At 66.1% G+C, this 13,191-nt stretch carries 12 protein-coding genes; 1 reads left to right on the forward strand and 11 read right to left on the reverse strand.

Annotated elements, in window-relative coordinates; all coding sequences use genetic code 11:
• Positions 1-44 precede the first annotated feature (44 nt).
• Complete coding sequence (locus KZO25_RS04170; protein WP_223135986.1) at positions 45-1,055, reverse strand: DctP family TRAP transporter solute-binding subunit; 1,011 nt, start codon at positions 1,053-1,055, stop codon at positions 45-47.
• Positions 1,056-1,254: 199 nt separating this feature from the next.
• On the opposite strand from KZO25_RS04170, the gene KZO25_RS04175 reads away from it, so the two are divergent.
• Positions 1,255-2,112 carry a DMT family transporter gene (locus KZO25_RS04175; RefSeq protein WP_223135987.1) on the forward strand — a complete coding sequence of 286 codons (858 nt, stop codon included), beginning with the start codon at positions 1,255-1,257 and terminating at the stop codon, positions 2,110-2,112.
• Here KZO25_RS04175 and KZO25_RS04180 read toward each other — a convergent pair.
• From KZO25_RS04180 to gcl, 10 genes are all read right to left on the reverse strand, one after another.
• Entirely contained in the window at positions 2,098-2,631 is a 534-nt protein-coding gene (locus tag KZO25_RS04180) for a DUF192 domain-containing protein (RefSeq protein ID WP_223135988.1), read from the reverse strand. The two genes, KZO25_RS04175 and KZO25_RS04180, sit on opposite strands and share 15 nt — an antisense overlap.
• A gap of 9 nt (positions 2,632-2,640) precedes the next feature.
• Positions 2,641-3,780 (reverse strand): ABC transporter ATP-binding protein, encoded by a 1,140-nt coding sequence (locus KZO25_RS04185; protein ID WP_223135989.1) that lies wholly within the window; start codon positions 3,778-3,780, stop codon positions 2,641-2,643.
• Entirely contained in the window at positions 3,773-4,441 is a 669-nt protein-coding gene (modB, locus tag KZO25_RS04190) for a molybdate ABC transporter permease subunit (RefSeq protein WP_223135990.1), read from the reverse strand. The genes KZO25_RS04185 and modB overlap by 8 nt, the downstream gene beginning before the upstream one ends.
• On the reverse strand, positions 4,441-5,250 hold the full coding sequence (gene modA / locus KZO25_RS04195; RefSeq protein WP_223135991.1) for a molybdate ABC transporter substrate-binding protein: 810 nt from the start codon (positions 5,248-5,250) through the stop codon (positions 4,441-4,443). Before modA ends, modB begins: the two co-directional genes overlap by 1 nt.
• 151 nt (positions 5,251-5,401) lie before the next feature.
• Complete coding sequence (locus KZO25_RS04200; RefSeq protein ID WP_223135992.1) at positions 5,402-6,136, reverse strand: GntR family transcriptional regulator; 735 nt, start codon at positions 6,134-6,136, stop codon at positions 5,402-5,404.
• Positions 6,137-6,243: 107 nt separating this feature from the next.
• The gene (gene pyk / locus KZO25_RS04205; protein ID WP_223135993.1) at positions 6,244-7,731 is read right to left on the reverse strand and encodes a pyruvate kinase; all 1,488 of its coding nucleotides are present in this window, start codon (positions 7,729-7,731) and stop codon (positions 6,244-6,246) included.
• Positions 7,728-9,047, reverse strand: coding sequence for a glycerate kinase (locus KZO25_RS04210; RefSeq protein ID WP_223135994.1), 1,320 nt, complete (start codon positions 9,045-9,047; stop codon positions 7,728-7,730). The genes pyk and KZO25_RS04210 overlap by 4 nt, the downstream gene beginning before the upstream one ends.
• 233 nt (positions 9,048-9,280) lie before the next feature.
• Positions 9,281-10,165 (reverse strand): 2-hydroxy-3-oxopropionate reductase, encoded by an 885-nt coding sequence (locus KZO25_RS04215; RefSeq protein WP_223135995.1) that lies wholly within the window; start codon positions 10,163-10,165, stop codon positions 9,281-9,283.
• A 208-nt stretch (positions 10,166-10,373) separates the two neighbouring features.
• The gene (gene hyi, locus KZO25_RS04220) at positions 10,374-11,153 is read right to left on the reverse strand and encodes a hydroxypyruvate isomerase (RefSeq protein ID WP_223135996.1); all 780 of its coding nucleotides are present in this window, start codon (positions 11,151-11,153) and stop codon (positions 10,374-10,376) included.
• A 178-nt stretch (positions 11,154-11,331) separates the two neighbouring features.
• Complete coding sequence (gene gcl / locus KZO25_RS04225) at positions 11,332-13,107, reverse strand: glyoxylate carboligase (protein ID WP_223135997.1); 1,776 nt, start codon at positions 13,105-13,107, stop codon at positions 11,332-11,334.
• Between the last annotated feature and the right edge of the window lie 84 nt (positions 13,108-13,191).

Below are 13,191 nucleotides of genomic sequence, written 5' to 3' on the forward strand. Positions count from 1 at the left end.
CGAAGAGCGGACCGGCACCGTGAAGGGGCCGGTCCTAGCCGGGATCAGCGCGCCTCGATGGCCGCACGGGCCGCTTCGACCAGCTCCTTGCCGATCCGCGGGACCCACTTGTCGTGGACGCTGGCGGTGGCATTGACGAAGGCGCGATGCTGCTCCTCGGTCAGTTCGGTCACCTCAACCCCGCGCTCCTGGATGGCGGCAAGACGCTCGCTCTCCTCCTCACGGGTCATGGCGATCTCCCACTCACCGGCCTCGATGGCGGTTTCACGCAGGATTTCCTGGTCCTCTTCGTCCAGCGAATCCCAGATCCGCTGGTTGACGGCAAAGATCAGCGGGTCGTTCATGTAGTTCCACAGCGTCAGGTACTCCTGGCCGACCTGGTCGATCCGAGCCACGTCGAATACCGAAAGGGGGTTCTCCTGACCATCCACGGCCCCCGTGGTCAACGCCGGCTGAGCGTCGGTCCAGCTCATCTGGGTAGGATCGGCACCGAGCGCGTTGAAGGTATCCTGGAAGAGGGGCGAGCCCACCACGCGGATCTTCAGGCCGTCGAGATCGCCTGGCTCGCTGATCGGACCGCGGGAGTTGGAGACCTGGCGGAAACCGTTCTCACCCCAGGCGAGCGGCACCACGCCGCGGGACTCGATGGCCTCGAAGATCATTTCACCGGCCTCGCCGCCGGTCACGGCATCCACCGCCGCCTCGTCGGGCATGAAGAAAGGCAGGGAGAAGAGATTGAGTTCAGGGACCTGTGGCGACCAGTTGATGGTCGAACCCACGGCCATGTCGATCAGCCCCGAGCGCATGGCGGAGAACTCGCGGGTCTGGTCACCGGCCACCAGCTGGGAGTTGGGGTAGACGCGCAGGGTCAGGCGACCCTCGGTACGCTCCTCCACCAGTTCAGCCCATTTTTCGGCAGCCTGCCCCCAGGGGAAGGCATCGGACAGCACGGTGGAGACGGAGAGTTCGCGGGCCTGTGCCGAGAGCGAGGTGGCCAGCACGGCGGCACCGGCCAGGGCCGCGGCGAAGCGAGTGAGTCGACTAGCGGATGTCATGACGTGTCCTTGCAGCAAAGGGCCGGTTCAGAGAAGACCGGCCGCGATTATCGTTCTGGGTTGGTACAATCCGGGACATGTTACGCTTCAATATTCTACGAAGTCCCGCGTTGAATGATAGACCGTCATTGGCATAACGCGACCACCGGACCTGTCGCTACCAACCTCGCCAGGTCGAATTCTTCAAGGAATCCCGCTCTTGCCGCTTCGCGATCTACTGCTGGGCCTGGTGATCGTCACCATCTGGGCCCTGAACATCATCGTCATCAAGCTGGGGGTCGCGGAACTCCCACCACTGCTGTTGACCACCCTGCGTTTTATTCTCGTTGCCAGCCTGCTGGTGCCCTTCCACCCGGTTGCCCGGCACCAACTTCCCTTCCTGCTGCTGCTTTCTGTGACCTTCGGCACGCTCCATTTCGCCCTGCTGTTCATCGGGCTGGGCCAGGCCGAAGCGGGTACCGGGGCGCTGCTGGTGCAGATGGGAACGCCCTTCGCCACCCTGCTGGCCGTGATCTTCCTGGGCGAACGCCTGAGCGCCAAGCGCATAGTAGGACTGGTGCTGTCATTCGGCGGCGTGATGATACTCGCCGGCGGCCCCAGCCTGCCCTCGCCGCTGCCCATGGCGCTGCTGCTGCTCAGTGCGCTGGGCTGGGCGATCTCGCAGCTGTTGATCAAGAAAGGCCCCAATATCGCTCCCATGGCGCTGGCGGGCTGGGTCGCGCTTTTCGCCATTCCGCAGGTGGGGCTGGGTTCCTGGTGGTTCGAGAGCGGGCAGATGGAGGCCATCAGCCAGGCGGGGCTATTCGGCTGGGGAGCGGTGTTCTATACCGCCGTGATGTCGTCGATCGTCGCCTATGGTCTCTGGTATGGCCTGTTACGCCGCCACGCAGTCAGCCGACTGGCGCCGCTTAGCCTGCTGGTGCCGGCGGGGGCGGTGGTGCTGGGGATCGTGCTGCTGGGGGAGCAGCTCAATACCCATATCGCCATCGGTGGGGCCATGGTCATCGCCGGCGTGGCGCTGATCGTGATTCGCTTTCGCGCCTTAGTCGGCCGCTGAGCAGCCACTCGTGCGGCCGGGCCAGACCACGCAGGCGCCCGCTTCGATGCCATGCTCGGCGAAATAACCGGCATTCACCTCCAGCGCAGCCTGATAGGGGGCACCGGCCAGTGTCGCCGGGCACTCCCGGGGATTATCCGATAAACAGGGTTCCATGGTATGTATCGTTGCAATACGGCCCCGGGCGTCGATGAAGGCGATGTCCAGCGGTATACGGGTGCGATACATCCAGAAGCCGCTCTGTGGGGGCTGAATCCGTTCATAAAGAAACAGCATGCCCGCCTCGGGCGCCAGCGAGTCACGGTCCATCAGTCCGGTGCGGCGCTCGTCCGCTGTTCGCGCCATCTCCACCTCGAGCCGAAAGACCTCGCCGTCGGCCACGATCCGCACAGGCTGGCGCTCCAGCGTCGTCGACTCGGCCACGGCTGGCCAGCGCCAGGCCAGCATGGCCGCCGCTACCAGCAGAAGCAACAGCAGGCTCGTGCGAATCGAGAGCGCCGACCATTGAAGTGGTCTCATCGCATTTCCTCACTCATTAGGGTTTCGGGGCAGCAGGTGAATCCCTCCGGCGAGCAGGGACACCCGCACCCGTTCGCCACGGGCCAGCCCATTGCGCCGGGCCGCATGAGTGGCAATATCGAAGCGCAATGTCTCGGGGCCGTGGTCGAATACCAGCGTAAGGGACGTCACCCCACCCAGCACAACCATTTCACCAACATGCCCAGTCACCGGATTCTCCCTGTCTCCACGCGATGGGCGGTCGCGACGGTGCAGCACCACATCGGAATCTGGCAGGTACCAAGCGACCCGCTGATTGATAGCGAAAGCCTCCAGCCCATTGCCCACCTGCAGCAACCATGGCCCCCACTGCAGCCGCCGCTGGCCACCGGCTTCCACGACTCGGCCTTCGAAGATGTTATGCCTATCCAGCAGACGCGCCACCTCGGCACTGACCGGGTGGCGAAACAGTCTCTCGGGAACATCAGTCTGTAGCGTGCGGCCACCGTGAAGCACGCAGATCCGGTCCGCCAGTGCCACCGCCTCGTCCAGGTCATGGGTCACCAGCAGGATCGGAATATGGATCTGCTCGCGCAGCAGGGCCAGCTCACGCTGCAGGCGACGCCGTGTCACCTGGTCCACCGCCGAGAAGGGCTCATCCAGCAACAGCGCCCGGGGCTCGCGCGCCAACGCCCGGGCCAACGCCACCCGCTGGCGCTGGCCACCGGAAAGCTGGGACGGATAGCGCCCGGCCAGCCCTTCCAGGCGCATCCGGCCCAGCCACTCGTCGGCACAGGCGCTGCGCCGGCCGGGCTCGAGATGGCCCAGCGCCACCTTGACGTTGTCACGGGCACTCAGGTGGGGGAAGAGCGCATAGTCCTGAAAGACGACACCCACCCGACGCGCCTGGGGCCGGCGGACAATGCCCGGGGAGGTATCCAGCCAGGTCTCGCCACCGCAGTCGATGCGCCCTTCTGCCGGCCGGTAAAGGCCGGCAATGGCACGCAGCAGGGTCGTCTTGCCGCTGCCGGAGGGGCCTACCAGCGCCAGCAGCTCTCCCGGTTCACAGGCGAATTCGGCGGCCAAGGGAATCGGCCCGGCCTGGTGCAGCGATACCGTCAGCCTGCCCCCCCCTGGCGAGGCCGGGGAACTGCCGGGCCAATCAGGCATGACGCCACCTCCGCCGCCCCGCCAGCCCGTAGACCACACCGATGGTCAGGAACGACACCAGCAGCAGCATGGCCGACATGATGCCTGCGCCGGTCTCGTCGAAGGCCTGAACCCGATCGTAGATGGCGATGGACAGAGTGCGGGTCTCGCCGTCGATGGCGCCGCCCACCATCAGAATCACGCCGAACTCGCCCAGGGTATGGGCGAAGGTCAGCGCCAGGGCAGAGATCACGCCGGGCCACACCAGCGGGAGCTCGATACGCAGGAAGGTCTGCCAGGGAGACAGCCCGCTGCACCAGGCCGCCTCGCTCAGGTTGGCGGGTATCGCTTCGAAGGCGCGCTGGATCGGCTGCACGGCAAAGGGCAGGCTGGCCACCAGTGAGGCCAGCAGGATTCCCGTGAAGGTGAAGTTCAGCCCCTCGCCGGTCAAGCGATGCCAGAAGGCGCCGAATGGGGCGTCGCGGCCGAAGCTCATCATCAGGTAAAAGCCTAGCACCGTGGGCGGCATGACCAGCGGCAGCGCCACCAGCGCCTCGCACAGCGACTTGCCGCGAAAGCGCGCCCGGGCCAGGGTGCGGCCCAGCCACAGCCCCACCGGGATCAACAGCAGGCAGGTCATCAGCGCCAGGCGCAGGGAGACAGAGAGGGCCATCCAGTCCATCAGGGCGCCTCGGTATCGACATCGTCCTCGGGGAGACGAAAGCCGTAGTCGGCGAGAATAGCACGTCCCTCGTCCTGCTGGAGCCAGTGATAGAAGGCCCGGGCGGTATCGCCGGCCCCCTCTACCAGCGCCATGCGCTGTACCAGCGGTTCATGCCACTCCTCGGGAATCAACACGAAGTCGCTGCGCTCGGCGAGCTCGGGGGCCAATGCCAGGGACCAGGCCACCAGCCCGCCACGGGCGTCGTCGGAGAGGGCGAACTGGGCCGCCTGGGACACGTTCTCGCCGAGTATCCGCAGGGCAGCACTGTCCGCCCACAGTCCGGCATGCTCCAGCGCTTGCCTGGCCGCCACGCCATAGGGGGCGTGGTCGGGGTTGGCCAGTGCGATGCGCGGCCGCCCCTCGCCCTGGGCGTGCATCGCCAGGGCCTCGCGTACCGCGGCCAGCGGGTCGTCGCTGCTCGGCAGGTCATTGCGCCCGGCCCGCTGTAGCCAGGCCAGCCGCCCGATGGCGTAGACCACGCCGGCATCCTCGGTATGCCCTTCCGCATGCAGCGCATGCACGTAGGCCTCATCGGCCGACAGGTAGAGCTCGAACGGCGCCCCCTGGGCGATCTGGCGGCGGAAGTTACCCGAAGAGCCGAAGTTGAGCCGCAGCCGCTGGCCGGTATCGGCCTCGAAGCGCCGGGCGGCTTCGGCAAGGGCAAATTGAAGATCCGAGGCAGCGGCAACCGTGGGCACGCCGGCCTGGGCCGGAGAGAAGGAGAAGACCAGCCAGGCGGCCAGCCCCCAGCGCAGGAGTGTGTGCATCGCAAGCTACCGATTGCCCCGTGGAGTGTCGGCATTGTCAGTCAGGAAGACATGACCGGTAAAGCCGGCCGGCCATCATCTTGCCGCCGGCATGATCCGGCGCAAGCCTTGGCCAGCGCCGGTCACTGCCGACGCCGAGCCCAGAGGAATCCTATTCGGTGACTCCCTCCCGCTGACCGAGAATGGCCATGAGATCGATCCGTGTCTCCCGGGTGCTGAGGTCGAGCAGGTTCTCGAGCGCCTGGAGATGATCGTCTATGCAGCGCCGGGCCGCCTCGCCGTCGCCGGTCCGCAAGTGTGCCAGCAGTGCCGGGTGATCCTCGGCCAGGTAGCAGCTGGCCAGGCCGGCACGCTTGTAAAGCGCGATGACGATGGAAGTGCGCAGGATGAGATCGGTGAGCATGGCACCCAGCACCCGGTTGGGGGAGCGCTCAGCCAGGAGGTGGTGAATGGCCAGGGAGTGCTCGATTCGAGCCGGTTCGTCGCCACACGCGTAGGCTTCGGCCTCGCGCTCGACCAGGGAAGCAACGGTCGCCAGTTGCTCGTCATCGAGCCGACCCGCCAACAGTGCGGCCACCTCCCCTTCCACCAGCCGGCGGGCGGCGAAGGTTTCGCGGGTCTCTTCGATGCTGGGCGCCCTGACCCGTGCCACCTGATTGGGCTGCTGGGTGACCACGTAGTCGGCGGCCAGCCGTGTCAGGGCCTTGCGCACCACCGAGCGGCTGACGCCGAAGATGTCGCCCAGGGCCACTTCCGGCAGGCGCGTACCCGGCGGCAGGCGCTGGGTCAGCACCGCCTTGCGCACCTTGTCGACGATGAAGCGGTCGCTGATGCGCCCGCCTGCGCGCGTCTCCGCGGCAATCTCCTCCTGCCAGATACTGCTCATGATGCGCTCTCTCTCCCGTCTGCGTCATGAGAATACCTTCGCATGTTTCCTTCAGGCTGACCACACAAAACGATAATTCTGTATACAAAGAATCAGCCTAAGGGCCATCACCTGCTCTGGTGCTGTTCGTTCACGTCGAGAATCTTCAGCGTGTTGGTGCCACCATGGGCGTTCATGTGATCGCCCCGGGTCAGGATCACGTGGTCCCCGGGCAGCGCAATGCCCTGCTCGACCAGCAGCGCCAGCGCTCGCTCATTGAGTTCGGTGGGCGCCATCTCGCTGGTGTCGAAGGGCAGCGAGACCACGCCGCGGTAGAGCGCCATGCGCCGCTGGGCCACCGGGCTGTGGGCCAGGCCGACGATGGGCAGGCCCGAGCGGATGCGCGAGGCGATCAGCGGCGTGTAGCCGGTGGAGGTCATGCAGGCGATGGCCGCCACGCCGGTGAGGTGGTTGGCGGCGTACATCGCCGACAGGGCGATGGTCTCGTCGATCCGCGAGAAGCCCTCGTGGATGCGGTGACCGGACTCCTGGGCGATCCTCTCGCGCTCGGCGCCGAGGCAGACGCGGTTGATCGCCGCGATGGTCTCCACCGGGAAGTCCCCGGCGGCGGTCTCGGCGGAGAGCATCACCGCATCGGTGCCGTCGAGCACTGCGTTGGCCACGTCGAACACCTCGGCCCGGGTGGGCAGCGGCGAGGTGATCATCGACTCCATCATCTGGGTTGCCGTGATCACCGCCCGGTTCAGGGTGCGGGCGCGCTTGATGATGCGCTTCTGCATGCCGATCAGCTCGGCGTCGCCAATCTCCACCCCCAGGTCGCCGCGGGCCACCATCACCGCCTCGGAGGCCTCGATGATGCCGTCGAGCGTCGCCGCGTCGGCCACCGCCTCGGCGCGTTCGAGCTTGGCCACCAGGCCGATCTCTTTCCCCGTCTCGCCCAACAGCGCCCGCGCTTCCTGCATGTCGGCGGCACTGCGGGGGAACGAGACCGCCAGGTAGTCGACGCCGATGTCGATGGCGGTGTTGAGGTCGGCGCGGTCCTTGTCGGTGAGCGCCGGGGCCGAGAGGCCGCCGCCCTCCTTGTTGATGCCCTTGTTGTTGGAGAGCTTGCCGCCCACCACCACGCTGGTGTGGATCAGGTGGTCGGCCACCCGGTTCACATGCAGCACCAGCCGGCCGTCGTCGAGCAGCAGGCGGTCGCCGGGGGCGACGTCATCGGCCAGGGTCTTGTAGTCGCAGCCGACTCGGGTCACGTCACCGGCATCGGCATCCAGCGCCATGTCGAGCAGGAAGGACTGCCCCTCCTCGAGCGTTACCGGCCCATCCTTGAAGCGGGCGATGCGGATCTTGGGGCCCTGCAGGTCGCCCAGGGCGGCCACGGCCCGGCCCAGGCGGGCGGCGATCTCGCGCACCCGCTCGAGGCGGCGCCGGTGGTCGTCGGGCGAACCGTGGGAGAAGTTGAGGCGCACCACGTCGACGCCGGCCTCGATCATCGCTTCCAGCACGCCGTCGCGGTCGCTGGCCGGACCCAGGGTGGCGACGATCTTGGTGCGACGAATGGGGTCATGGATGGGGGCATGGGGGGGAAGCGTCATGATGTCCTCGGCAAGACCAGAATGGCACGGAAGTCGTTGACGTTGGTTCGAGTCGGCCCGGTAACGATAAGCCGATCCAGCGCCTGAAAGAAAGTATACGCGTCGTTGCGCAACAAGTACTCGGCGGGATCGAGGCCGAGCTCCCTGGCGCGGACCCAGTCGCCGGGACCGAACAGCGCACCGGCGTTGTCCTCAGAGCCGTCGATGCCATCGGTGTCGATGGCCAGTGCATGGATGCCCCGGGCGCCTTCAAGGGCTTCGAAGAGCCCCAGCAGATACTCCACGTTACGCCCTCCCCGGCCGTCTCCCTTGACCGTGACACTGGTCTCGCCACCGGAGAGGATCAGCCGTGGCCCACCGCTCTCGGCGGCCGCATCCAGCGCCAGGCGCGCCTGGCCCCGGCCCAGCTCGCGAGCTTCGCCTTCCAGGTCGTCCCCCAGCACGCTCACCGTGACACCGGCGGCCTCGGCGGCCTGTCTGGCTGCATCCAGGGCGTCGTTGGCTCGAGCCAGCATCACACTGTCGTCGCGGACGAAAGCGTCATCCTGTGGCGAGGGGGCGTCACGACTCTCCTGCAGGTGGCGGCGCACGCTGTCGGGAATGGCGATGGCATACTGCTCGAGCACCGCCAGGGCATCCGCCGGCGTCGAGCTGTCGGGCAGGGTCGGCCCGGAGGCGATCAGCGACGCCTCGTCCCCCGGCACGTCGGAAATCAGCCAGGTCACCACCTGGGCCGGATGCGCGGCCGCCGCCAGGCGACCACCCTTGATCGCGGAGAGGTGGCGTCGCACGGTATTGATCTGGCTGATCGGCGCACCACAGCGCAGCAGTGCATGGTTGATGGCCTGCTTCTCGGCCAGGGAAATGCCCTGTGCCGGCAGCGTCATCAAAGCCGAGCCACCACCTGAGATCAGTGCGATGACGCGATCATTCTCGGTGAGTCCCTCGACCGCCTCGAGCATGCGCCGGGCCGCCTTCTCGCCCAGGTCGTCGGGCATCGGGTGCGACGCCTCGAGCACCTCGATGGTCGAGCACTCGGCGTCCAGCCCTTGAAGGCCATGCGCGTAGCGGGTCACCACCAGGCCGGAGAGCGGCGCCTCGGGGCAGCGATCCTGCCAGGCACGCTCCAGGGCGGCCGCCATGGCAGCGGCGGCCTTGCCGGCACCGACCACCACGGTGCGCCCCGGCGGTGGGTCGGGCAGCAGGTCGGCCACCAGCGTATCCGGGTGAACGGCTGCAACGGCGACATCGGCAAGCCGCCGCAACCAGGCCGCTACGTCCATGGCAGGATCGAAGGGGGGCAGAGCAGTATTCATGGGGCACCTCGCAGCGGGCGATAGGCTTCGACGGTAGCAGCAGAAACAGAGTGAAAAAAGCCCGACGACGGGCGGGTTCCAGCCGGGGATCCCGCCGTCGGGTCAAGGGCCACCAGGGGCGGCCATGTGATGGGCGACGACCCGACGCCCATCAGGAGGGAAGCACCTACTGCATGTCTGCGCGACGGGCACACGGCTTGCCGTGCCAGTGGATGCTTCCCTGGTAAGGTCGTTCAGCTGCCGACTTCATGGTCGGCCAGCGACTCGAGCGCTCTCAGGATACCGGCGTGGTCCCAGTCGGCGCCGCCCTGGGCGGCACAGGCCTGGAACAGCTGCTGGGCGTTGGCCGTGCCCGGGAGCGCCAGGTTGAGGCTACGTGCCCCTTCCAGCGCCAGGTTGAGGTCCTTCTGGTGCAGCTTGATCTTGAAGCCCGGATCGAAGGTGCGCTTGATCATGCGCTCGCCGTGGACATCGAGGATCTTCGACTGAGCCAGGCCGCCGAGCAGCGACTCACGCACCTTGGCCACATCGGCGCCCGCCTTCGAGGCGAACAGCAGGCCCTCAGCCACCGCCTCGATGGTCAGCGCCACCACGATCTGATTGGCCACCTTGCAGGTCTGGCCGGCACCATGGCCACCGATATGGGTGATCGTCTTGCCCATCACCTCGAGGATCGGCAGGGCGCGGGTGAAGCCCTCTTCGGTGGCGCCAACCATGATAGTCAGGGCCGCGTTGATGGCCCCGCCCTCGCCGCCAGATACCGGCGCGTCCACGTATTCGCCGCCGGCTTCGGTAATGCGCTTGGCGAATGCCTGGGTGGCAATGGGGGCAATTGAGCTCATGTCGATGACCAGGGTCCCCGGCTTCAGGCCCTCGATGACGCCGTTCTCGCCGAACAGTACCGCTTCCACGTCGGGGGTGTCCGGCACCATGGTGATGACCACCTCGGCCTGCTCGGCCACGGCGCGGGGGCTGTCGAGTTCGCGCATGCCCTTCTCGGCCAGGGTGGCGTCGAGGGTGCCGCGCTTGACGGTGGACAGCGTATGGCCGGCGTCCAGCAGATGCCCCGCCATGGGGCGGCCCATGATGCCAAGGCCAATGAAACCGATCTTGCTCATGATGATTCTCCTTTCAGCTTGTCTTTGTCATTTGCAACCTTACCCGGCGGCTGTCGCAGGTGACGTCGCTACTCGGGGCTGATCCGTCGGCAGGCCTGCGAGGAGGCGCTGTGAACCCCTCCCTGGGCGCTACTTTTGCCATCCATGGCAAAAGACCTCCTCTTCGACCTGCCCCCGGCGCCCCTCGTTAAGGGGTCTGCAATGCTCTTCAGCCGCGGGCCTGGTCGAGCCAACCCAGCCCTTCTTTTGTCGTAGTGGCCGGCTTGTATTCACAGCCAATCCAGCCGTCGTAGCCCAACCGGTCGAGGTGAGAGAAGAGGAACGGGTAGTTGATCTCTCCGGTGCCCGGCTCGTGCCGTCCCGGGTTATCGGCCAGCTGCACGTGGGCGATGCGATCCAGGTGCTTTTCCATGGTCGGCGCCAGGTCACCCTCCATGATCTGCATGTGATAGATGTCGTACTGCAGCTTCAGGTTGGCACTGCCCACCTCGTCGAAGATCGATAGCGCCTGCTCGGTGCGGTTGAGGAAAAAGCCGGGGATGTCGCGGGTGTTGATCGGCTCGGCCAGCAGCAGGATACCGGCGGCCTCGAGCTTTCCCGCTGCATACCGGAGGTTTTCCACCAGGGTGCGACGCGCCTGCTCCAGGCTTACGCCCCGGGGCTGGATGCCGGCGAGGCAGTTGACCTGCTTGCAGCCAAGGGCAGTGGCGTAGTCGATAGCCTTGTCGACACCGGCACGGAACTCCTCGACGCGATCCGGATGGCAGGCAATACCTCGCTCGCCGGCGGCCCAGTCGCCGGCCGGCAGGTTGTGCAGCACCTGGGTCAGGCCGTTGGCGTCCAATCGAGACTTGATCTCGGCCGGCGTGTAGTCATAGGGGAAGAGGTACTCGACGCCCTTGAAGCCCGCATCGGCGGCGGCCTTGAAGCGATCGAGGAACGCCTCCTCGGTGAACAGCATGCTGAGATTGGCGGCAAACTTGGGCATAACGGTCTCCTCTGGGTCGTTAGTCTTATTTGTGGGCGAATCCGACGACAGGTCCCGGGGCGCCGGACCGTCGATGAGGCGCTGTGAATACATCCCTGTACGCTACCGATTCCTTCCCTGGAATCGGACCTCCTCTACGACCTGTCCCCGGCGCCCCTCCTCGCGTCCTGTGTATCTATCAAGTGAGGGCGCTGATCGAGGTCGGCGCATCCGCCTGGTTCTCGGCCAGAGCCTCGAACTCGTTGATGCCACCGAGATCGGTCCCCATGGCGATGTTGGTCACCCGCTCCAGGATGATCTCGACCACCACCGGCACCCGGTGCTCGGCCATCAGCTCGCGGGCCCTGGTGAAGGCGGGGGCGATCTCGTCGGGCCGGGTCACGCGCAGCGCCTTGCAACCGAGCCCCTCGACGACAGAGACGTGATCCACGCCGTAGTCGTTGATCTCCGGGCAGTTGATGTTCTCGAACGAGAGCTGCACGCAGTAGTCCATGTCGAAGCCGCGCTGGGCCTGGCGGATCAGCCCCAGGTAGGAGTTGTTCACCAGCACATGGATATAGGGCAGCTTGAACTGCGCCCCCACCGCCAGTTCCTCGACCATGAACTGGAAATCGTAGTCGCCCGAGAGCGCGACCACCTGGGCGTCCGGGTCGGCACGGCAGACGCCGAGAGCCGCGGGGATGGTCCAGCCCAGCGGGCCCGCCTGGCCGCAGTTGATCCAGTGCCGCGGCTTGTAGGTATGGAGGAACTGTGCCCCCGCAATCTGTGACAGACCAATAGTACTGACATAGCGGGTATTCTTGCCGAATACACGGTTCATTTCCTCGTAGACCCGCTGCGGCTTGACCGGCACCTCGTCGAAGTGGGTCTTGCGCAGCAAGGTGCGCTTGCGCTCCTGGCACTCCTCGGCCCAGCTACTGCGATCCTTCAGCTTGCCTGCCGCCTTCATCTCGCTCGCCACCTCGATGAAGAGTTCAAGCGCCGCCTTGGCGTCGGAAACGATGCCGTAGTCGGGGCCGAAGATGCGACCGATCTGGGTCGGCTCGATATCCACGTGGACAAACTTGCGCCCTTCCGTATAGGTCTCGAGGTTGCCGGTGTGGCGGTTGGCCCATCGGTTGCCGATACCCATCACGAAATCCGACGCCAGCAGGGTGGCATTGCCGTAGCGATGCGAGGTCTGCAGGCCGACCATGCCCGCCATCAGCGGATGATCGTCCGGGATAGTGCCCCAGCCCATCAGCGTCGGGATCACCGGCACGCCGGTCAGCTCGGCAAATTCGGTCAGCAGGTCGCTGGCATCGGCATTGATGATACCGCCACCGGCCACGAGCAGCGGGCGCTCGGCCTCGTTGAGCATGGCGATGGCCTTCTCGACCTGGGCGCGCGAGGCGCTGGGCTTGTAGGCCGGCAGCGGCTCATAGGTGTCGGGATCGAACTCGATCTCGGTCATCTGCACGTCGATGGGCAGGTCGATCAGCACGGGCCCCGGGCGCGAGGAACGCATCAACTGGAAGGCCTGCTGGAAGACGCGCGGCACCTGGGCTGGCTCCAGCACGGTGACGGCCCACTTGGTGACCGGACCGGCAATCGCCTGGATGTCCACCGCCTGGAAATCTTCCTTGTGCAGCTTGGCCCGCGGCGCCTGGCCGGTAATGCACAGGATCGGAATCGAGTCGGCGGTGGCCGAATAGAGACCGGTGATCATGTCGGTGCCGGCAGGGCCGGAGGTACCGATGCAGACCCCGATATTGCCGGCCTTGGTCCGGGTGTAGCCCTCGGCCATATGCGAGGCGCCCTCGACGTGTCGGGCCAGCAGATGGTCGATACCACCAACCTTGCGCATGGCGGCATAGAAGGGATTGATGGCGGCACCAGGCACACCGAAGGCAACGTCGATGCCTTCCTTCCTGAGTACGTAAATGGCGGCTTCTGCGGCGGTCATACGAGCCATGATGATTCCTCCAGTGAGGGGCGTTGTTCTTAGTGGAAATTGTTTTTGGAAAATATTTCTGTATACCGAGATTAGGCTCCGCCT

It is taken from the genome of Halomonas sp. ANAO-440, assembly GCF_019915905.1.
GTDB lineage: Bacteria > Pseudomonadota > Gammaproteobacteria > Pseudomonadales > Halomonadaceae > Halomonas > Halomonas chromatireducens.